Genomic DNA, 20,239 nt, shown 5'->3' on the forward strand with positions numbered 1-20,239 from the left:
ATACACATGAAACAGTATCTACCATTTATTATTCTCATCATTTTTTCATGTTCAACCTCCCATAAAAAAGACGTTGACACGATTATGATCGACTATGCCCAAACTACTACTTACCCTTTGTCAGATTTCATTGCCAATTACAATATTATTCGATTGGAAATTTCGGATTCTATTCTAATCGGGGAAATCTCTGATATTGAATTCTACAATGACGATATAATCTTACTGGACAAAAAAAATAATACCATCCTACTCTTTAACCAACAAGGAGAGCTAATCCACCAGCTTGCCAATTCAGGACGTGGTGCTGGAGAATACATATACCTCAACGATATAGCCATCAACTCGCAAGGCATATATCTTCTAGACTACTCGCAACAAAAAGTTCTTATTTACGATCATAATTTAAAATACAAGAAAGAATTTTATTTCCCGTTTTACGTTTCTGAACTGAAATGTATTGACGACCAGATGATCATTTATGCTGAAAGCAACGGGAAAACAGAAGATTATCAATTCTATCTTACAGATAGTTGCGGGAAAACGCTAAACCGATACCTACCAAGAAATAAAATACTAGGTAATAATACCTTCATTTCCTCCAACGTGTTCACACAAAACAATGATTTACTTGTTTTTGCTCCAAGGTATAGTAATACGTTATATACCTTACACGATACGACAGTTATTCCAATATATTTCCTTGATTTTAAAGACAAAACATTTCCGGAAGAACATACAAGCATTACAAAATACAATATAAATGACAACAAATTTCCCTATATCGTCAGAAGAAACATATTTTTATGCAATAATTACCTGTTGATCGATTATATATACCAAGACGAACGCCACTTTTGTTTACACGACATGAACACCGGCGAATCTCGAAATGGATATATCACCAATGATCTTATCCATGACTTTCGCTTTTTCCCGCAATTCGTGAAAAGTAACAAGATCATCGACTGGATTGATGCTGCATCACTTATTGAATATTTTCCCCATGTTGTCCAAACAATCCCCGTTCTAAACAATTTAAAAGAAACAGACAACCCGATTCTTTTCATTTATAATCCAAAATAGAAACATTCATCTCTATATATACCTCTATCAACTAAAGCATATTCACCATGAAAATAACCTATATCATTTTAATAGTCGCTATTATTTGCATTTCATGTCAAAGAGAAAAAGTAGAAAATATCAAGTTCAGAAAAACATTATCAATAGATTTCGACAAATATAAAAATCAATCACTTGAATTATCAAACTCTATCGATAGCATAAAAATAGTTTCACTAAAAACAGATTCGATTTTTATAATTGGGGGCATAAGTAATTTGTATTTTAATGATCCATATTTCTTTTTAAATGACCCACAATCTCAATGTATCTATATATATGATATACACGGAAATGGAATATCTAAAATAGCAAAAAAAGGACGGGGACCGGGAGAATTTCTTTCTATTACAGATTTTACAATATTGGAAGATAATACTGTAGTTATATTAGATAATCCGGGAGAAAAAATCATCTTCTACAATCTTTTTGGAGACCTTATTCAAGAAATTAAAATTGATCGAAATATTAATATCGATAACATTTCAAACATCGATAATGATCATCTCGCCCTATTCACTGGTTATTCTGATAAAAATTCATGCATTTCTATTTTAAACATCAGGAGTCATGAAATAAAAAAATTATTGTTCAATATTCCCCATTACGCCCAAAACAGCCAGTCGGAATTAGATCAAACATTTACAAAATATAAAGAATCCGTGTTGTTTAAATCCCTATTTGATTACAACGTATTTCAAATAACACCGGATAGCATCATCCCGCAATATCAATTTGATTTTAAAAAATACAATATTTCATTTAAATCTTTTGATGGAAAAATCGAGACTGTCATCGCTTATATCCGACGAGACAATTACATTTCTGAACCAGACTGTTTACTTGAAAATGATGAATACATTTACTGCAATTTTTTTAAAGGGGGGAAATTTCATGAGCTATATTATAACAAACAACAACAACGACCTTATCTATTTAACGCAGAATCTTTACCCGAAGAATTCGCATCCATATATTCCAACCCCAAATATGCAAAAAACAATTATTTCATTTTTACGATTACTGATGAAGATCATCTTCATACACTTTTAAAACTTCATCAAGCCTCTACGAATCATATCAAATTAATATATACGCCATTAGTCTCTCAAGAAAATCTTGAAAACAACAATCCACATTTATTATTCATTTATACAAAATAATCATGAATACATCTATCCATACAGATTATAATAGAAACATGTTGATGAAGCAAACAAGCAATTCCTTGGAGGTGTAGATTCTCAAAAAAATGAACTGATTGAAGTCAAAAGATATTAATACAAATAAATGTCTCATGATCAACAAATCTAATATTCAATAATCTTAATTCCTTAAAATAATATGAAAACAAAAATTCTCTTATACTCGTTGTGCTTATTGACACTCATAACTTGCAAAAGTGGTTCTACAGAGATTGAACGCCTAACATTATCTCCATCCTCCACAATCCAAGATAGTTTGTTTACACAACTACCCGGTTCATTAATTTTGTGTAACAATTATTTAGTTTGGGAAGATCCATTCAACCCTAATTATTTTTTACACGTTGTTGATATTAATGCAAAAAAAGAAATTGGAACGATGGGATTAATTGGACGAGGCCCTAAAGAATTTATTACGCCACTATCTATTAGCTCTATCGGTAATAAAATATTCACTTATGATCTTAACCAAAACAAGCAAGCCTATTATTCAATCGATAGTATGTTAGCAAATAAAGATCCATTTATTCTACTCCCGCCTTTACCCATCGAAGATTGCCTAGATATAGTTCAAATAGCAGAAGGAGAATTTATTTCAACACATCCTCAAAATGAACAACTCTTCCAATGGATTCATCAAGATTCAACTGTATCCTTTTTTGGCAAGAGTCCAATAAAAGAAAAACTCAAAGACTACTATAACTCTCGACAAGGAACTTTATTTTACAATCCATATAATCAAAAATTAATTTATAGTGCAAGATTATTCCCTTACATTGCTTTATACGAAAAAGAAGGAAATAATTTCCAATTGAAATGGGAAAAAGTATCTTCTAAAAACTTTTATGAAATCAAAAACGGAAATATTCACTTTATTGAAGAAGCTCAAGTTCCCCACGAAATAATTCTTACAAAAGATTATATTATCACATTAGAAAAAGAAGAAAACACTCCTACCCCAACCAAACGTACAGCAGGTATTCGGGATCTTTCTCAAGTTCCTAATACAATATTTGTATACGATTACGATTTTAATCTAAAGAAAATCATTGATATGGGAATGCCTATTTTACGTATCGAAACTAAAGGAAACTCTAACACAATATATGCAGTAGGCATTGATTTAGATTTCTGTATTGTAACATACGAAATATAATATGACTATGTGAATTTATAGCAAGAACCGAACCCTAACAGACTCTCTAGAATCAAACCATATGAAAGCCCTAATTTATATCATAACAATCCTAACCGCACAATCTTGTACCCAACATGACATCATGCACGGTAAGAATATTCTTATTAAAGAATTTCCACAAGAAACCAGGTTTACAGGCGAAAAAATCGACATTGCAAGTATCGGGATTATCGGTTTACATGTTATCGACACGTTCTTAATATGTCATAAAGCAAACGGAGTCGATAATTTTTTCGATGTATATGATACCCAAACATTACGCCCATTAGGAAAATTTCTCCATGTTGGCAGAGGACCGAATGAATTCTTAAACGCTATATATGAAGAACAATATTTTAAAGATTCCCTGAACACGTACATGTGGATCTGTGATGGCTCGCTGATGAAATTAGTCTTGTTCAATTTAACGGAATCAATACGTCAACAGGAAACAATTCTTGACAGTTGTATTGATCTCCCGAAAGATTGTATCGGAAACCATTTCATTCTTGGAGACACGTTAATAAGTATTGTAAATTCTCCCGTCGGTCACACGTTAAGCACATACGATCTGAAAAAGGATATTCCATTACAACAGCCGATTGTCATGTTCAGCTTTCCATTTAATAACTGCACGTACGCTTTAAACATGGGCAACCGCTTACGTCCTGACCATGAAAAATTTGCATCGATCATGATATATTTCAACCAAATTAATATCTTTTCCCCCAAATTTACCGATGTCACGACGCTCTCCATCTATGAACCGACAGTTCCTATAAAGGAAATTAGCTTTACCCCGGAAAGAGAAAGAATCTGGTATTTTTCAGACCTAAGGGTTACCAATTCACACATTTACGCCCTATATATCAATAATCCAAGTCCTTATTTGCACAAATTCGACAAAAGAGTTGAAATACAGCAATTCGACTGGGAAGGAACGCCTGTTCGTAAATTTACCATTTCCAACAGCCTTATTTCCTTCGCTCTCGACATGAATCATAAATGTATATACGGGAACACGATAAATGATGAAATCTATAAATACGACATTCAAAATTATTGTAATCAATGAAAACAATTTCCCTACTTTCAATGACCGTCCTGTTACAAGTGTTCGCTTGTTGCCAAAGTAATAACCATGTTACTTTGCTGCCGGGGATGGAAAGTATTGACATCCATCCCGACAAAGCAAAAATGGAGGACGCATTGGCCTCAAAATACATTGATTCATGCCAATATATCCCTCTCGAAAGTGCTGATAGCATCATGATAGGTTACATTCAGCAAATCTTTGAAGATAAAGACCGTTTTTATATTCATGATTCAGCCTCAGACATTGTTTTCATTTATGACAAAAACGGTCACTTCATTTCTAAAATAGACCGGAAAGGTAGGGGAAACAACGAATATATCAAGATCGCTGCAATGCACGTAGATCCGGAGAACAGTGATATAATCATCCTGTGCGACCGTAGCCAGTCATTGATACGATATGATCGTGATGGAAAATTCATCGGCAGAACCGAACATAAATTCATCACCTCGGCATTCGCAACAATAAATTCCGACACGATCATCGCTTACGGTGGACGGCTCCCCAATGAAACGATCTTCTCCTCCACGTTCCCCGAGGGGTATTTGCTCGTAACCATGCATGATGGTAAAGTCACCCACAATTTTCTGAAAAACAGATTTGATGCCGTGTACCTGAATTACACCGGTAAAACCAATTACTTCTTTAACTTTTCCGACACATTATCCTTGATCGAGGATTTCAGCAACACGATATACAGGATCACCCCCTCCGGAGTAAAACCCCGTTACGCTGTTACTTTCGGGAAATATACCCTCCCCATGACATTTCATACTCCCATTGAGCAAGCCAAGGAAATCATTACCACTTTCCAAGCATCTCCTTCCCAATGGTGCGACGTGCGACAAGTCATCGAGAACAAAAACATCATATTGATTCATTATAGCTTTGAAAATTTAATTCAACATGCCATCTATTTGAAACCTCAAAAACAAACCCGAACAATAGGCCCGATTTGGGTAAATGATATAGATGGAATTGGAATGCCCACGATCTGCAATTCATCGCCGGATAACGCATTCATCGGATTTATAGAAGCTCACACGTTCATTGATCTGGTCAAAAATACGAAAAAAAGTACCCCGCGTGTAACCAAGATCAGCCAAGGGTTAACCGAAATGGATAACCCAATCCTTGTAAAAGTATTCCTAAAACAAGAAATAAAATAAACACCCCATGATCAACAAAATACACATTATCATTCTACTAGGTTGCATCCTATCAGCCTGTAACGTCTTGCCAAAAAATCAAGACGACACGATTGCCCCGTACATATTGACCGATGACGGGATAAACTCTAAAATAAAGCTATCGGAAATAATTACCCGCCACTACCGCATCATCCCTCTCGAAACAAAAGCAAAATGCTTGGTGGGAAGTATCAACAAGATCGTAAAACGAGACAGCGTGTTCTATATATTATCAAACGAGAGAAAAATAGAAACATTCAACCATGAAGGCAAACACCTGTCCACGTTGGAAAAAATAGGAAGGGGGCCGGACGAATACACATACATCGGGGATTTTGATGTCTACTCGAAAAACGGACAGAAAGAGATATGGCTATGTGACATGAATTGCATCAAAATATACAACGCCGCGACCATGCAACACGTAAAAAGCATCTATTACCCGTTTGTTATCAACAAGTTCAAGAAAACACCGGATGATTACATACTACTTATGACGGGACAGAACAAAAGTCTCATCTCCCTATCCGACCCGTCTGGAAATATCATCGATTCATGCATAAACGCGAAAGTAACCAACACGATGCTCAAACCCGTGCAATTCATCCCTTACAAGGATAAATTCGTGTACCAGATTGACCTCACGAATAGTTGTGTCACCTACGATCCGGGACAAAAACAATTTCAGGAAAAATTCATCGTCAGCACGGAGAATAACTGGTTGAGCGAACTACAATATGATGCACTCTTCCAAGAACACGAATATGGTTTCTTCAAATACCTGAAAAACTATACTTTCATTAAAACCCTCCGGTACATGAACAAGAAACTATATATCGTGTCACACAAGGACAAAAAACGTTATTTACATATCCTGTCTGGTTCAAAACAGCAAACCATACAATTCGCCCCTAACACCAGAATTATAAACGATATTTTCTCATCCGACAATAACCTGAACTTCATCTCGTCATTAAACATGGGAGAAAGTGATGACAGCATACTTCTTATTCTGGAACCCTCCGCCCAAGATATTCGACAAATAAAAAGAGGAAGTGATTCCGAAAGAATCATCTCCAAGATTAACGAACATGATAACCCGGTAATTCTGGAATATTATTAAAACCCATTTTCTATTTCATATAAAACACCCTACCATGAAACCCATCTTATACACCATCTTAATTTGTACCTTAGTACTCGCCTGCACCCGTTACCCGGCGGGAGTGGAAGAAACCCTGTCACAAGCCGGGAGAAACCGGGACGAGCTGGAAAAAGTGCTGCGCCACTACCGTGAACACCCGGAGGATTCCTTGAAATACCAAGCCGCCTGTTTCCTGATCGATAACATGAAATGGCACCTGTCAACCGAACGGGCCGTTTTCCCCGATTCTTCCCTGTTCGAATGGCATACCCGTTTTGACAGCTTGTACACGAACATGATGGCCATAATTCCCGATACCGCCCTGTATTCCGACCGCCACCGGGAAAAATTCTGGCACTTCTCCTATGCCGCCCGGCAACTAGTAAGCGTGTTTCCTCCCGACACGCCCACGATCGTTAAAGGAACATTCCCTGACCCACAATATATACCTTCCACGTTTTTAATCTCTCACATAGAAAATGCCTTCCACGTGTGGCACGCCTCCCCTTACGCCTCCTATCTCACCTTCGAGCAATTCAAAGAGATGATTCTCCCCTACCGGGCCGTAACCGGCTATTCCTTTTACGAAAACGGGCAAAAGCTGAACGATATGTTCAGCAAACACCTGAATAAAAGTGACGAAAAAACTTACACCCGTTTCATCTCACGCTACGACCACTACAAAGACTACATCCACCAAATGTACCCCTACTACCAACAGCTCCAACACGTGGGGACCTATGATATGTTTGTTGGTCAAAAATATGATTGCATATCCTTGGCCGACAATTTTTGTCACGTGTTCAGGGCCTACGGGATCCCGACCGTCGTCGATTGTAACATCTCTTTCCGGGAAAGAACGGGAAGACATTTTCACTGTACCCTGCTGGACAGCACGGGAAAATATTCCAAATACAACCAAACTAGAAATTATTCTACCAGCAATATTTCAACCGCAGCCTCTCCCAGCTTTTTCAGAAACACATTCGGCGCGCAAGCCGACAGCCCGTTCATGCTGAAAGCGGAAGGGGAAACCCTACCGGATTACTTCGACACCCCCTGCATCCGGGAAGTGACCGACGAGAACTACCGGGTAGCCCCGGTGCAACTCCCGATAGACAAAGAGCTATCCAATAACCTAGTTTACCTGTACACGTTCAATGCCTCGGAAGGCCTTGCTCCCGCCACGTGGGGAACGGTGGACCATCAACAAAAAAAGGCACGGTTTAAAAACGTGGTCTATAACGTTCTCTACTTTCCCGTGTACCTGAAAGGCGACAGCATCATCCCGTTTGCCTCGCCTTTTTACATCACCTCGCCCGACACGCTCTACACTTCCGCCACGTTCGTACCCCTTTACCCGGAAGAACCGGGAAAAAAGGGAAAACTCCTTTTAAAACGTAAGTACCCGGAAAAAACAAGCCTCCAATACCGGGCAAGCCTCATGATCGGGGGACGTTTCGAGGCCGCCAACCGGGAAGATTTCAAGGATGCCGTTCTACTCGGCACCATCGAAACCACTCCCATCCTCAACTTGCAAGAACTGACACCCGAAATATGCCGCCCGTTCCGCTACTACCGCTATGTTGCCCCGGACTCCTTCCCGACCAGCAACATGGGACTTCTGGAATATCTCACCGACGAGTACACCCCCGAAGATTCCCTCCCCCCGGCCACGGCTCTCCCCGTGTGTTCACCGGAGGAAATAAATCCTAACCGGACGGGAAAACGTTATTGTACGTTGCAGGTTGACACCAACAACTACCGTTACCTGCGATACTATTCCGCCTACAATCCCAACATGCAATACTCCTCTTACAGGAAAATAGACCTGATGCCGCTGAAACGGCCCATGAAAGTGAAAAAAATACGCTATGCCCCGGCAAACGCGGAAAATCATATCGTCGTAGGACATGCTTACCAGCTCATGTACTGGGACAACGGCTGGAAAAACGCCGGAACCCGACTGGCGCGCTACAACTTCCTGCAATTTGACAACGTGCCGCTCGACCGTATCTACTGGTTGCGAGACCTGACCGCCGGAAAAGAGGAACATCCTTTTTTCTACAAGGACGGAAAACAGCTATTCATCTACCATGATACCATCGTTCCCCGGGCGACTGAATTCTATCACATCGAGAATCATTTCTAACCACCCGACACGAATCCCTTTTTGCATCTAGTGATCCGGTAGGCCTACCCTCTTTCAGCCCCAAAACACCGGATCACTACATGCACTACCGGAACACCTCCCACTCCATCTTCCCGTCACCGATTTTCACCCATTTTCATCAAATTTCCAGACATTACCTCAATTTTTCCATACCATCAACCCTATTGGCACGCTTTGGCACGGATTGACACACCTCGACCGTCACGCTCCCCGCCACGGTATGCCCTACCTTTGTCAACAGAAAATCACGAGATACCCGGCAACTCGAAAAGAGTTACGGGGGTGTTCAAGGAGAGATAAGGCACGACAAGGGAGTGACGGACGCATCGCCCACGTTTCATAGCCGTTTGGCAACTGACTATGATCCCCCGGCAACACGTCAGCATGAAACCCGGGGAGGCCTTTTTCCTGCCGGATTGTCCCCATGATCCCGCGGATTTTCGGATAAACGAATGATGAACTTTAAAATTTTAATACCATGGCAAAACATTGCAACTCATTATTAAGAGGCCTGCGAGGCCGAATCGGTAACACTATTTTTTACCGGAATGGCGATCAGGATTGCATCCGCTCCTACCCGCTGGAATATCACGACGCGAACACGCCCGAACAACAAAAGAACCGGGCCCACCTGACCGTGGCCCTGCGTTTCTACCAACAGCTTAAAGAAACCTTGCTCAAAGAGGTGTGGAAAAGCGAGGGACATCGCCTGAAAACAAACGGCTACGCCCTCTTTATGAAAAAGAATTTCCACGTGTTCACCCCCGAAGGGAAAATTGCCGACTTCTCCCGCTTGCAAATCGGGATCGGCAGACGGCAAGATGTCAATAACATGACGCACTCCATTGACCCGGACGACAAAGTTACCCTCCAATGGGACGACAACTCGGGTTCCCCGTCCGCCAAGGCTACCGACCGCCTGATCGTGGTCGTGTTGTACGGGAACCGCTCGTTTACCCCGGTCGTTCTCGACAAGCTCCCGTTCCTGCGGGAGGACGAGATCGCCACGTTCTCCCTGCAACGCAAAAAAGGGATCAAAGCACATATCTACTGCTTTTTCGCCTCGCAAGACTATAAACATTTTTCAAATGATAAATACTTTAAATTATGAATCAACACGAAATCTTAAAAGAGTACCTCACCGCCCTCTACCGGGCCGAAGTCGTGGTCACCGACAACCAGCTGGAACCCCTCTGTTTTAACGGGGTCGGCTCCCTGACCGATTACCGCATCCACCTGCTCGACGTGGAATTGCCCGCCATCGCCTGCCTGAGGGAGATCCGCCGGAAAGAAGAAGAGGACGACGTGCTAGCCGTCTCCGTGCGGGAAGCCCTTTTGGAACTGCAAACCATCTTCGGGGAAGAGGACGGACACGCCACCCACCGTTACCTGACGATCACGCACGAGGGGATGCCCGTCGAACGGGGCTACTTGGATTGCACGGAACGGGACCTGCTCGAAGAGTATCTCCGCCTGCAACAAGCCTCCTTTCTCCGGCAAAAGAAATGGTTTGAATCCCGGAAAATACCCCTGCCGTTTCCCGGCACGTTACCCGGGAACGACACGGACATCGCCGAGATCATGGCCCTGCACCTCCACACGTCACTAGCCATCACGCCCGACAACAAGTACCGCATCAAGGAATTCATCCTGTACTTCTGTCAAGTATGGAACTTGCCCGCGGAGAAGGACTACTACACGCTGATCAGTCACACGCTGGCACGTCCCCACCCGACGGCTTACATTGAAAAACTATTGAAAGAATTACAGGAACACGTTGAACGACTAGACCGAAAAAGGAAATGATACAAACAGAAAACAACACGGACTCCATAGAAAAAATTGTCGCCATTCTATATCAAGTATCGGAACATCTTCAGGGTTTCACGCGAGAGTTCGCGGAAATCCGGGAATTCGTGAGAAAAGCCGCCGGGAATATTCCCCCGCTATTACTTGACAAGGAAACGCTGTGCCGAAAGCTGAACATCGCCGAACGCACCTTGTACCGGGACATCAAAGACTACAACATTCCCGTCCACAAGCTCGGCAGCCGTCTCTATTTTTACTGGGAAGAAGTGGAAGAATCTTTAAGCCACGAAAAAGTATGAAAACGGTAACGAACCTGGTCAGCGCGGTAGGCGAAATCGTCGAACGCCTGACCCTCCCCGGAAGGGAGAAGAAACAACTGGAGACGGACATCCTGCAACTGCTGATTGCCGTCGAGGAAAAGACCATCACGGAACAGGCCGCCGCCATCCGGGAGGAAGCACGAGGCAACTGGCTGCAACGCTCGTGGCGACCGATCGTGATGCTGGTCTTCACCCTGATCATTCTCGCCGGGACGTTCCTGAACCTGCCGATTCTCGCCGACACGTCCCGTTTCTGGGACCTGCTGGAAATCGGGCTAGGCGGGTACATCATCGGCCGAGGCAGCGAACAACTCGTCAGTTCCCTCCTCAAACGCCCCCGGCAATAACCCTCGTATTCATTCTAAATTTTAAATTCCAAATTCACCCCGTGGACATCCTAAACCACCGTCTGGTAGACTGCGAGGCAGTTCACCTGACATGCTCTAAAAACACCCGGCCGCTTGCGGCCCCGGACACCATCGTCCTACATTACACGGCCGGTTCGAACGGTCTGGCATCCGCTTACTACCTAACCCGGCCGGACGTGGCGGCATCCGCCCATCTCGTGATCGACCGGAACGGGGACATTATCCAGCTCGTACCTTTCAACGTGGAGTCGTGGCACGCCGGGAAAAGTTTTCACCTCGGGAGGATTAACCTGAACCACTACTCCATCGGTATTGAACTCGACAATCTCGGTAAACTTCGTAAGGAGGGCAATACCTTCATCGCCGAATGTGGCAAGGAAGTACAACCGTCGGACGTGTTCGTCGACGAGGAGAACGGGCAACCCTCCTATTGGCACCGCTACACGGACGAACAGCTTAAAACGGTCGTTCTCGTGTGCCTCTTGCTAATGGACCGTTACCCGATCCGCTACCTTCTGCGTCACTCGGACATCACTCCCCGAAAAATCGATCCGGGTCCGGCATTCCCACAAGAGATTCTGGAACTGAACCGATAAATTCAATAACGACAAACCTGCATCTCAAACGCGGGGCCCACGGGCGGGATGCACGGTCTATTTCCTAATTTATTCACTTTTAAATCTTAACATTATGGCAAAATTCAATTCTTACCTTTTAGGTAAAGTCAGAAAATCAGTGGGTAATATCACCACCTGCATTTTCAACAAGGAGAACATCGCTAAAGCCAAAATTTTCTCCCGGAAGGACGTGAAGACCCCGGAAATACTGGCGCAAAGGGCTAAAATGAAAGCCATCGTCAGCATTGCCCGCAAGTTACTCCCCGTCATCCGGAAAGGCTTTGTCGGCGTGGGACGAGGCACGACCTCGAACGCTTTTACCTCACTCAACATGAGTAGGATTGAAGTCGACGAGAAATACACCGCCACGGTAGATTTTGAACGTCTGCTCTGCGCTTCCGGCCCCCTCTACACGCCGAAAGTCAGCGTCAGTTACGACGAGTCGACCAAAATGTATTCCTTCACCCAAGAGATGCAGGACGACGAAGGTGACGGTTTCTCCTGCGCCAGCGACAAGGTGTACGCTGCCCTGTACGAGACCGCCCTCAGCCGGACAAAACTCGTGACTCTCCGGGAAAGAGGAGAAAACGGTAACACGAGCGTTAGCCTCCCGGAAGACTGGGACCCGGCCAAAGTTCACGCCTATTGTTTCGCCACGTCGAAAAACGGCCGCATGGCTTCCGACAGCCGACACTTGGCAATTTCTTGATTTATGATTTCAGATTAGATGATTTCCACTCTAAACTCTAAATTTTAAACTTTAAACTATTACCATGAACATTTACTTTTTAATTGGTATGTTTTCCACCTTAAGCCTGAACACGTTCCTCACGCAAGTATCCGACAGCCTGTTGGCCGGAACTGTGAGCCTGCTGGGCGGGGTGTTAAGTTCCATCATCGTCGCCTGGTTGAAGAATCGATGGCACGTGAATCGTTAACACCCGTACCCTAGCGGCTACCCTCTAGAAGAAGGACCCCGAAAAGTTTTTAAGTGACTTTTCGGGGTTTATTTTTCCGAATCAACAAAAGCGTTTCGTGTTTTTGAGGTATTTCACTTCCTGTTTTTGAGGTTCGAATCAAATGTAAACTCTATCCTCCCACTTTTATATCAAAAAATATAAAATATTTGAATATTGTACCCATATTTTGATTATTTTTCATGCCACGTGAGAAATGGTCGTAACTAAAAAAAGAAGAAGATGTTATTCCATAAATATTGCACTATACTCCTGTTATTATCCGTTATTATCTCTTGTAAATCAAACCCTTCAAGAGAGATGGAGAATTCTATCATCTGGAAAGTTGACCCACACACCAAACTATCCTCCTACATTGATTCAGTAGAATATATCGCGTTGGAAACACATCCGGACGGCCTGTTTAACATGGTCGAAAAACTCGTCGTGCAGGATGATAAAATATTTATTCTCGATTTCCGAAACTGCAAGCAAGTATTTGTATTCGATACCACCGGAAAATTCCTATTCCCGGTAGGAGCCTTGGGACGAGCCCCCGGAGAATTTCTTGAAACCCGCAATTTCACGGTAGATTCAAACTACATTTATGTCATTGATAACTTTCAGGCACGTCTATTACTATATGACTTAAACGGAACTTACATTGAAACCAAACAATTACCGGGAGTCTCCTACGACATCGCCATTCTGGGAAACGGCGACTACATGTTTAGCTGGCAACCCCTAAAAGACCTGCCAGTAAAAAAAGAGAATAAAATCACCATTACAGATAAAAACATGAACGTGAAAAAGGAATTATTACCCGCAAATGAATCCGATTGCTGTAATTCTACCAAGTTATCTTTTTTCACACAAAATACTGAAAACATCATATACCATACACTCTTATCCGACACGATCTACCTACTTGACCGTCACGATGCTTCCACATTCTCTACCTTGACGATAGATTTTACCAATCATTCCATTCCCATGAAATGGAGACAAGACTATTCTAAAGTCACTGAAAACTATCAATACCTATACACAACACCTTTTGTTACTCCAAAATACATTCTCGGAACTAACGATTCCGAGCCATATCTTATTGATCGGAAAAATAAAAAAGTCATTTTGAACAGTAGAGACAAAGATGATTATTTCCTATTAGATCCGGACTTCGTGGCAGGAAACAAAGTTTTCTCCTACCTCTTAAACGACACATACCAAGCCATGATAAAAGACGGTATGAAAAGAGCCCCAAAAGAAATAGAAGAAAAACTGGAAAAGGACCATTATGTCCTGATCAAATACATTCTCAAATAACATTAATCCTTCAAACATCCCAATGGAATAATTTTTACTCCATCTTCCCTTGTATATGCCAGTTCACCACCCGTCAAAATAATTAAAAGATCAGGAAGCCTCAACGGCATTTGCGTTTCTTTCTTGTTTCTTTCTATGATGAGATTTTTTAATTCAAGTAAATGCTTGGCACCATCCTCAATTTCACGGCTACCAAGTTTACATTCAATTAAAGCATATCGCCCATCATCCAAATGAAGAACGGCATCAGCTTCTAAACCATATCGATCATGATAATACGAGAGAGTGCCCCCCATTGCTTGTGAATAGATTCTTAAATCACGCACACACATACATTCATAAATGAACCCGAATGTCTTCAAGTCCAGTTCGAGACTTTGCGGAGATGCCCCCATCGCCGCAACTGCAATAGAAGGGTCTACAAAGCAACGTTTTTTTCCTGTTCTAATAACTGTTGCAGAACGAATAGCCGGACACCAAGCCTCAATATCTTCAATGACAAACAATTTCTCCAATGCCTCCACGTAATCATCAAATGTTTTGATGGAAGTTCCTCCCATTTCAACAGAAACATCTGCTAACATACTCGTCTTTTTGGCTAATGTACACAAATTCCTTGAATAAGAACGCAGGATTAGTTTCGCCAGAGCAGGATTACGTTGAACTTTATCTACTTTGGAAATATCTTCGCTACAAATAACATCTATATAATCTCTAGCTATCAACAATTTAGCGGCCATACTCATATCATCCAAAGAAGCCGGCCATCCTCCTCGACAAGCTGCAAAAATAAGCTCCTCTATAGACAAGTTCGACACTATTCCATCAATATCCAACTCCTTATTGTCAAAGAGTTCCCTTAATGAAATTTTCCCATTAGATTCTTTTGATTCATAAAGGCTCATAGGATACATTGACATTTTAGATATACGCCCTGTACCCGTATGCATAATTTCATCATCATCAATCACTGTTGAACCCGTCAATATAAACTGCCCCCTCAATCGTCTTTCATCCACAGCATGGCGAACAGCATCCCATAAAACGGGTGCAACCTGCCACTCATCAATCAATCTAGGTGTTTCTCCTTTAAGTAAAAGAGAAGGCTTGGTACGTGCAGCCGCCAGATACCCCTCTCGCGTATCCGGATCCTGCATTTTTATCACACTTTTGGCCTGCATCTCCGCCGTGGTTGTTTTACCACACCACTTGGGACCTTTTATCTGAACCGCTCCAAAAGCTTCAAGGCGTAGTTTCAACAGATCGTCAGCAATTCGTTTCAAATATTCCATAAGACAGGATTTTATTTTAAGCAAAAGTAGCTCATTTTTCTATACTAACAAAACCATTTCGTGTTTTTGAGGTATTTTACTTCCGTTTTTTGAGGCGTTTCACTTCGTGTTTTTGAGGCGTTTCACTTCGTGTTTTTGAGGTAGCAACACTAAAGATAGCTGGAATTCGTTCCGACGGAAACATCCTTCCTTTGCCCACGATGTCGGTAGAACCATAACCGAGGTGTAACCCGCGTACAAAAGATGCTCAAAGAAAACGGCAACACTCCGGCAATTTTTGATGTCAACACAATCACCGCTTTCCGCATGAACGTTTCGGCAACCGATGAATCTGACTTAGTCAAAAATCAAAAAGTAACTAAGTCAATGACTAAGTCGAAAAATAAATCCATTGAAGAGAGAATGGGGCTGAATTCTAAGTCTCATCAGCAACAGAAATAGCAGAATATATTGGTTTCCAACATCGTAGTAATTTCAAAAAACGATATATAAACCCATTATTAGGTAATCGGCTACAAATGACTATACCAGATAAACCAACGAGCCGTTTTCAAAAATATAAATCCATTAGATAGGAACGAGCGTAATGCGTATATGCTATGTTTTCACAGAATACGAATAAAATGCACACCCCATTTACAAAGAAACCTCTATAATTGAATTACGATAAAATTCTCATAATTTTATCATATTTCCTTTGATTTTTCCAGAATTTTTAGTATATATTTGAGGCATTATCCACTTGAGGAAAAGCGTGAGACACCTGTATTGTAACTACATGTTATTTTTACTCTTGAATACGTGAAACATTGGATAAAACTATATTAATTTTATATGAATTTATCACTTATGAAAAAAGTCGTCTTCATTATAATCACGTTCTTTTGTATTGTTGCATGTTCATCAAACAAAGGACAAGATAATCTCATCACAATTCCCATAGACCCGACATCTAGCCAATCTGTGGACTGGGAACAATTATTCGACACGGCATCCATGCAGGTAATTCCACTTGAAACAACAGATCAATCTTTATTAGCATGGGTAGATAGAGTGATAATAACAGACACATTGTATTCCTTTTCCTCTGACAATAGCATATATACATTTAATCAAAATGGAAAGTTTTTATTCAAAATAGCCCATCAAGGAAGAGGTCCCGGGGAATATCTTGTACTAGATGATTTCTACATAGATGAAGACAATCATTATTACATACTTGACAATAACAGTTTCAAAATCATAGAATATTCCCCCAAAGGAGAGTTTGTAGATGAAATAAATACAGGACTATTCGGTCTCGCATTCACAAAAATATCCAATGATTTATGGGCCATATATATCGGCTCATCAAAATCTCCTAGCTCCCACTGCCGTTTAAATTACTTTTCTAAACAAGAGAGAAAAATCATACATGAATTTATCGAGATTTCGGACAATGAATTAAACTGGAGGCATTTTAAAGACAACAATAACTTCATACCCAGGGATTCAAAAAATTTATTTTTTACCTATTCCCTAAATGATACTATCTATCAATTAACGGAAAAAGAACTCATTCCCTGTTATCGATTTGAGTGTGGAAAACATCAAATGCCACAAAAAATGCTAAAAGACTCATACAATGATGTTACCGATTTCATCGAAACTATAAAAAATCATGATTACGTGGCCCGTATTACCCCGGTATTCCTCACGAACAAAGAAATCATGTTCGGCTTTCAATATCAAGACAATTATCTACATTCGCTTTATCAATGTCATGCGACAACAATCATAAATCACTATCGGAATTTCCTCGGGATTCCCCACTTCTCTATTTCAACCCGCGATGCAATTTTTCCCTCCGGGTATCAAAACGATTATTTCTATTATCTGATCGACCCCGCCTTTATTCCCGACAAATTTAAAAATGCTTTCTGCCAAGCGCATAATTTGTCACAATTAGATGAAAATTCAAATCCCATATTAGTAAAAGTCAAACTATTCACAAGATACCCATAATAAGTTCATGGTTCTATTATCAACATTTTTAATTTCAACGACATGAAAGTCTTTTACTTTATCATCTGTATTCTTATTTTCTATCAATGCAAAAATACAAAGAATATACAAGAATATCCCACACTTAATGTAACTATAGAAGGAGACTTTCAAGGCATACCGGCCGATTCTCTTTTCTCGTCTGTAACTTATATTCCACTGGAAACATCAAAACATTCATTGCTTGCAAGCACGAATAAAGTTCAGATTCATGACAGCACCATATATATACTGGATAAAAAGCAAGAAATCATTTTTGCCTTCGATTCAGATGGAAAATATAAAAATAAATTAGATAAACACGGTAGAGGCCGTGGGGAATATCTTTCACTAGATGACTTTTTCATCACGGATAGCATCATTTACATTCTAGTATCCGATCAACAGAAAATATCCGTTTACAATTCAAATTTCGAGTTCAATTTCGATTTTCCTATCGCTACACATGGAACATCAATTACATTTAGTAATGACAGTTTATTCATTTTTACAAATTACTGTTCTACAGAATTAAAAAATTTCTATATATACAACAGATTTACAGGAGAGTATTTAGACAAATTCGGAGATTTCTCCCAAAAACAGTTAGGAGTTGCATATAAACAGATGACATTTGCCAAATACCGGAATTCCGTGTATTGCTTTTTCCCGTATGACTACTCGATCTACAAATGCCATGGGAAATTAGAAAAAGTCTGTAACATCAATTTTGGAAAAAGTTACATGTACCCACCCGCTTTTAAAAATTATTCAGATGAAGAACGTACAAACTATATAACGCGATATGCTGATCCTCTTCAACAGCCCATCGGAAGAATAAATAATCTATTTATATGCGACAATTTTCTCTTTTTCACTTTCGTGAAAGGCATCTTTCCATACATTTATTTCAAACACGCGAAACAGGAAGTAGCTCACGTTGGAAGTATTATCCATTCTCATCAATTTCCACTAATAAACAATGATTTTGTCTATATAGATGAAAATACATATATCTGCTTTTGTCAAGCAGAATCCATACTTTCCCTTGAAGAAATACCTCGCAATTTACAGTCCATAAAAATAGACGATAACCCAATTCTTGGATTATACAAACTAAAATGTTATGAGATTGTTTACTCAAATCTACTTCCTCATTGTAAATGGAGTGGTTATCAGGACGATTATTGTCCATGGGAAAATTAAATTTTGTTGAGGATGATTTCAAATCATCCTCAATCTCAAAATGCTCAATACTAAAAATAAATTCATGAAAACTATATTATTTATATCAACAATTACATTACTTCTATCCTGTTCTAATTCACAAAATTCGAATTCAACTATTTCTATAGATTTAGATGCATCTAAATCTATATCTATCAATAATATATTTTCTAAAATGGAAATTATTCCATTGGAAACAAATGAAAAATCCATAATACAAAATATAGATAAAATTATTGAATACCAATCATTTATTTACATTCTTGATAGACGACAAAAAGCTGTATTAATATTTGACAGTCATGGAAAATTTATTTCAAAAATAAATACGATCGGTAGAGCTCCTGACGAATTTTATCTACTTGAAGATATTGTAATCAACAGATTTGCAAATACATTAGAATGCCTAGACCCCATGGGAAAAATTTTAACATATAGTTTACAAGGGCAATACCAGTCATCAATCTATTTACCCCACCCTCCTATGGCATATCATTATCTACATATCTTAAATCAAGACTCCATATTACTATATACAAACCCAACAAAATATAATGATTACACGTTTAGAATTTTCTCTCGACAACAAGATACTTTCGTATCTCAATTCATGAAACAAAAGAAAATTATAAATGGAGAATGTAGGCAGCCGATACAAGTCTATAAAGATTCAATCTATTTTACACAAGCATTTTCTAATGAAATATACAAAATCTCCAATGATACACTTTTACCAGCTTATCAATGGGATTTCGGAAAATATACATACAACTTATCAAAAATGAAATTTCCAGATTTAACAAATCCAGAAGAACAAATAAAATTTTACAAAGAAGTTATGTATTCTTCAAAAATACCATACACACTCGGATTTAATAGTCAAAACGATCGATATTTATTTTGTTCTTTATTTATGAAAAATAAAATTTTAAATATCCTTTACGATAAGACTACAAAAAGAAAAGTTGTATTTTCAAAATCAAAAGAAGATATAGGACTTTATCCTTTATACATGGATAATAATAAAATTATAGGTATAACTGATGAAACATTAGTTCCACTAGAACCTTTGGAAAATACTCAAAATATAGAAATAATAAAGAAAGAAATAATCTACACTTTAACAGATTATTCAAATCCGATTCTTATAAAATATTTTTTCAAATAAAACCCTCTATTGAAAATTCTCATA

General features: G+C 39.9%; 22 protein-coding genes. 20 read left to right on the forward strand and 2 right to left on the reverse strand.

Annotated elements, in window-relative coordinates; all coding sequences use genetic code 11:
* The first annotated feature begins 6 nt into the window (after nucleotides 1–6).
* From I2I33_RS03005 to I2I33_RS03035, 7 genes are all read left to right on the forward strand, one after another.
* On the forward strand, nucleotides 7–1,086 hold the full coding sequence (locus tag I2I33_RS03005; RefSeq protein ID WP_087420053.1) for a 6-bladed beta-propeller: 1,080 nt from the start codon (nucleotides 7–9) through the stop codon (nucleotides 1,084–1,086).
* A gap of 47 nt (nucleotides 1,087–1,133) precedes the next feature.
* Entirely contained in the window at nucleotides 1,134–2,288 is a 1,155-nt protein-coding gene (locus tag I2I33_RS03010; protein ID WP_087420052.1) for a 6-bladed beta-propeller, read from the forward strand.
* Nucleotides 2,289–2,469: 181 nt separating this feature from the next.
* Nucleotides 2,470–3,486, forward strand: a complete 1,017-nt coding sequence (locus tag I2I33_RS03015; RefSeq protein ID WP_087420051.1) for a BF3164 family lipoprotein — start codon at nucleotides 2,470–2,472, stop codon at nucleotides 3,484–3,486.
* Nucleotides 3,487–3,547: 61 nt separating this feature from the next.
* The gene (locus I2I33_RS03020; protein WP_087420050.1) at nucleotides 3,548–4,582 is read left to right on the forward strand and encodes a hypothetical protein; all 1,035 of its coding nucleotides are present in this window, start codon (nucleotides 3,548–3,550) and stop codon (nucleotides 4,580–4,582) included.
* The gene (locus I2I33_RS03025) at nucleotides 4,579–5,772 is read left to right on the forward strand and encodes a 6-bladed beta-propeller (protein ID WP_087420049.1); all 1,194 of its coding nucleotides are present in this window, start codon (nucleotides 4,579–4,581) and stop codon (nucleotides 5,770–5,772) included. The genes I2I33_RS03020 and I2I33_RS03025 overlap by 4 nt, the downstream gene beginning before the upstream one ends.
* 7 nt (nucleotides 5,773–5,779) lie before the next feature.
* On the forward strand, nucleotides 5,780–6,916 hold the full coding sequence (locus I2I33_RS03030; protein WP_087420048.1) for a 6-bladed beta-propeller: 1,137 nt from the start codon (nucleotides 5,780–5,782) through the stop codon (nucleotides 6,914–6,916).
* A gap of 34 nt (nucleotides 6,917–6,950) precedes the next feature.
* On the forward strand, nucleotides 6,951–9,089 hold the full coding sequence (locus I2I33_RS03035) for a hypothetical protein (protein ID WP_087420047.1): 2,139 nt from the start codon (nucleotides 6,951–6,953) through the stop codon (nucleotides 9,087–9,089).
* A gap of 255 nt (nucleotides 9,090–9,344) precedes the next feature.
* Here I2I33_RS03035 and I2I33_RS03040 read toward each other — a convergent pair whose 3' ends face one another.
* Nucleotides 9,345–9,536, reverse strand: coding sequence for a hypothetical protein (locus tag I2I33_RS03040; RefSeq protein ID WP_087420046.1), 192 nt, complete (start codon nucleotides 9,534–9,536; stop codon nucleotides 9,345–9,347).
* Nucleotides 9,537–9,588: 52 nt separating this feature from the next.
* Here I2I33_RS03040 and I2I33_RS03045 point away from each other — a divergent pair, with 52 nt between their 5' ends.
* The 8 genes from I2I33_RS03045 (at nucleotide 9,589) to I2I33_RS03080 (ending at nucleotide 14,506) form a co-directional block, all read left to right on the forward strand.
* On the forward strand, nucleotides 9,589–10,221 hold the full coding sequence (locus I2I33_RS03045) for a DUF6266 family protein (protein WP_087420045.1): 633 nt from the start codon (nucleotides 9,589–9,591) through the stop codon (nucleotides 10,219–10,221).
* The gene (locus I2I33_RS03050) at nucleotides 10,218–10,916 is read left to right on the forward strand and encodes a hypothetical protein (RefSeq protein ID WP_087420044.1); all 699 of its coding nucleotides are present in this window, start codon (nucleotides 10,218–10,220) and stop codon (nucleotides 10,914–10,916) included. The genes I2I33_RS03045 and I2I33_RS03050 overlap by 4 nt, the downstream gene beginning before the upstream one ends.
* Nucleotides 10,913–11,218, forward strand: a complete 306-nt coding sequence (locus I2I33_RS03055; protein ID WP_087420043.1) for a helix-turn-helix domain-containing protein — start codon at nucleotides 10,913–10,915, stop codon at nucleotides 11,216–11,218. Before I2I33_RS03050 ends, I2I33_RS03055 begins: the two co-directional genes overlap by 4 nt.
* The gene (locus I2I33_RS03060) at nucleotides 11,215–11,586 is read left to right on the forward strand and encodes a 3TM-type holin (protein WP_087420042.1); all 372 of its coding nucleotides are present in this window, start codon (nucleotides 11,215–11,217) and stop codon (nucleotides 11,584–11,586) included. Before I2I33_RS03055 ends, I2I33_RS03060 begins: the two co-directional genes overlap by 4 nt.
* A 41-nt stretch (nucleotides 11,587–11,627) precedes the next feature.
* Nucleotides 11,628–12,203 carry an N-acetylmuramoyl-L-alanine amidase gene (locus I2I33_RS03065; RefSeq protein WP_087420041.1) on the forward strand — a complete coding sequence of 192 codons (576 nt, stop codon included), beginning with the start codon at nucleotides 11,628–11,630 and terminating at the stop codon, nucleotides 12,201–12,203.
* Between the two features lie 94 nt (nucleotides 12,204–12,297).
* Entirely contained in the window at nucleotides 12,298–12,933 is a 636-nt protein-coding gene (locus I2I33_RS03070; protein WP_087420040.1) for a DUF6266 family protein, read from the forward strand.
* A gap of 64 nt (nucleotides 12,934–12,997) precedes the next feature.
* Nucleotides 12,998–13,162, forward strand: a complete 165-nt coding sequence (locus I2I33_RS03075; protein ID WP_162613719.1) for a hypothetical protein — start codon at nucleotides 12,998–13,000, stop codon at nucleotides 13,160–13,162.
* Between the two features lie 339 nt (nucleotides 13,163–13,501).
* Complete coding sequence (locus tag I2I33_RS03080; protein ID WP_229128172.1) at nucleotides 13,502–14,506, forward strand: 6-bladed beta-propeller; 1,005 nt, start codon at nucleotides 13,502–13,504, stop codon at nucleotides 14,504–14,506.
* 2 nt (nucleotides 14,507–14,508) lie between these two features.
* Here the strand turns inward: I2I33_RS03080 and I2I33_RS03085 are convergent, their stop codons facing one another.
* A complete protein-coding gene (locus tag I2I33_RS03085) occupies nucleotides 14,509–15,798 on the reverse strand; it encodes an ATP-binding protein (protein WP_087420038.1) in 1,290 nt (429 codons plus the stop codon).
* Between the two features lie 243 nt (nucleotides 15,799–16,041).
* Between I2I33_RS03085 and I2I33_RS03090 the strand changes: the two genes are divergently transcribed.
* From I2I33_RS03090 to I2I33_RS03105, 5 genes are all read left to right on the forward strand, one after another.
* A complete protein-coding gene (locus I2I33_RS03090) occupies nucleotides 16,042–16,239 on the forward strand; it encodes a hypothetical protein (RefSeq protein ID WP_087420037.1) in 198 nt (65 codons plus the stop codon).
* An 8-nt stretch (nucleotides 16,240–16,247) separates the two neighbouring features.
* Nucleotides 16,248–16,373: a Fic family protein gene (locus tag I2I33_RS20525; RefSeq protein ID WP_410491993.1), complete on the forward strand. Its 126-nt coding sequence runs from the start codon at nucleotides 16,248–16,250 to the stop codon at nucleotides 16,371–16,373.
* A 274-nt stretch (nucleotides 16,374–16,647) separates the two neighbouring features.
* Nucleotides 16,648–17,802 carry a 6-bladed beta-propeller gene (locus I2I33_RS03095; RefSeq protein ID WP_158571818.1) on the forward strand — a complete coding sequence of 385 codons (1,155 nt, stop codon included), beginning with the start codon at nucleotides 16,648–16,650 and terminating at the stop codon, nucleotides 17,800–17,802.
* 42 nt (nucleotides 17,803–17,844) lie between these two features.
* The gene (locus I2I33_RS03100; protein ID WP_087420035.1) at nucleotides 17,845–19,026 is read left to right on the forward strand and encodes a 6-bladed beta-propeller; all 1,182 of its coding nucleotides are present in this window, start codon (nucleotides 17,845–17,847) and stop codon (nucleotides 19,024–19,026) included.
* Nucleotides 19,027–19,090: 64 nt separating this feature from the next.
* Nucleotides 19,091–20,215, forward strand: coding sequence for a 6-bladed beta-propeller (locus I2I33_RS03105; protein ID WP_162613718.1), 1,125 nt, complete (start codon nucleotides 19,091–19,093; stop codon nucleotides 20,213–20,215).
* Nucleotides 20,216–20,239: the final 24 nt, after the last annotated feature.

Source organism: Butyricimonas sp. BSD2780061689_150309_C8, from assembly GCF_015560935.1.
Classification (GTDB): Bacteria; Bacteroidota; Bacteroidia; order Bacteroidales; family Marinifilaceae; genus Butyricimonas; species Butyricimonas paravirosa.

Excerpts from the sequence above, each read along its gene's own strand:
- I2I33_RS03095 (WP_158571818.1), top strand. The coding sequence starts at position 16,648 with ATGAAAAAAGTCGTCTTCATTATAATCACGTTCTTTTGTATTGTTGCA.
- I2I33_RS03075 (WP_162613719.1), top strand. The coding sequence starts at position 12,998 with ATGAACATTTACTTTTTAATTGGTATGTTTTCCACCTTAAGCCTGAAC.
- I2I33_RS03070 (WP_087420040.1), top strand. The coding sequence starts at position 12,298 with ATGGCAAAATTCAATTCTTACCTTTTAGGTAAAGTCAGAAAATCAGTG.
- I2I33_RS03015 (WP_087420051.1), top strand. The coding sequence starts at position 2,470 with ATGAAAACAAAAATTCTCTTATACTCGTTGTGCTTATTGACACTCATA.
- I2I33_RS03050 (WP_087420044.1), top strand. The coding sequence starts at position 10,218 with ATGAATCAACACGAAATCTTAAAAGAGTACCTCACCGCCCTCTACCGG.
- I2I33_RS03030 (WP_087420048.1), top strand. The coding sequence starts at position 5,780 with ATGATCAACAAAATACACATTATCATTCTACTAGGTTGCATCCTATCA.
- I2I33_RS03085 (WP_087420038.1), bottom strand. The coding sequence starts at position 15,798 with ATGGAATATTTGAAACGAATTGCTGACGATCTGTTGAAACTACGCCTT.
- I2I33_RS03035 (WP_087420047.1), top strand. The coding sequence starts at position 6,951 with ATGAAACCCATCTTATACACCATCTTAATTTGTACCTTAGTACTCGCC.
- I2I33_RS03090 (WP_087420037.1), top strand. The coding sequence starts at position 16,042 with ATGCTCAAAGAAAACGGCAACACTCCGGCAATTTTTGATGTCAACACA.
- I2I33_RS03005 (WP_087420053.1), top strand. The coding sequence starts at position 7 with ATGAAACAGTATCTACCATTTATTATTCTCATCATTTTTTCATGTTCA.
- I2I33_RS03100 (WP_087420035.1), top strand. The coding sequence starts at position 17,845 with ATGAAAGTCTTTTACTTTATCATCTGTATTCTTATTTTCTATCAATGC.
- I2I33_RS03045 (WP_087420045.1), top strand. The coding sequence starts at position 9,589 with ATGGCAAAACATTGCAACTCATTATTAAGAGGCCTGCGAGGCCGAATC.
- I2I33_RS03055 (WP_087420043.1), top strand. The coding sequence starts at position 10,913 with ATGATACAAACAGAAAACAACACGGACTCCATAGAAAAAATTGTCGCC.
- I2I33_RS03080 (WP_229128172.1), top strand. The coding sequence starts at position 13,502 with ATGGAGAATTCTATCATCTGGAAAGTTGACCCACACACCAAACTATCC.
- I2I33_RS03025 (WP_087420049.1), top strand. The coding sequence starts at position 4,579 with ATGAAAACAATTTCCCTACTTTCAATGACCGTCCTGTTACAAGTGTTC.
- I2I33_RS03020 (WP_087420050.1), top strand. The coding sequence starts at position 3,548 with ATGAAAGCCCTAATTTATATCATAACAATCCTAACCGCACAATCTTGT.
- I2I33_RS03060 (WP_087420042.1), top strand. The coding sequence starts at position 11,215 with ATGAAAACGGTAACGAACCTGGTCAGCGCGGTAGGCGAAATCGTCGAA.
- I2I33_RS03010 (WP_087420052.1), top strand. The coding sequence starts at position 1,134 with ATGAAAATAACCTATATCATTTTAATAGTCGCTATTATTTGCATTTCA.
- I2I33_RS03105 (WP_162613718.1), top strand. The coding sequence starts at position 19,091 with ATGAAAACTATATTATTTATATCAACAATTACATTACTTCTATCCTGT.
- I2I33_RS03040 (WP_087420046.1), bottom strand. The coding sequence starts at position 9,536 with ATGGGGACAATCCGGCAGGAAAAAGGCCTCCCCGGGTTTCATGCTGAC.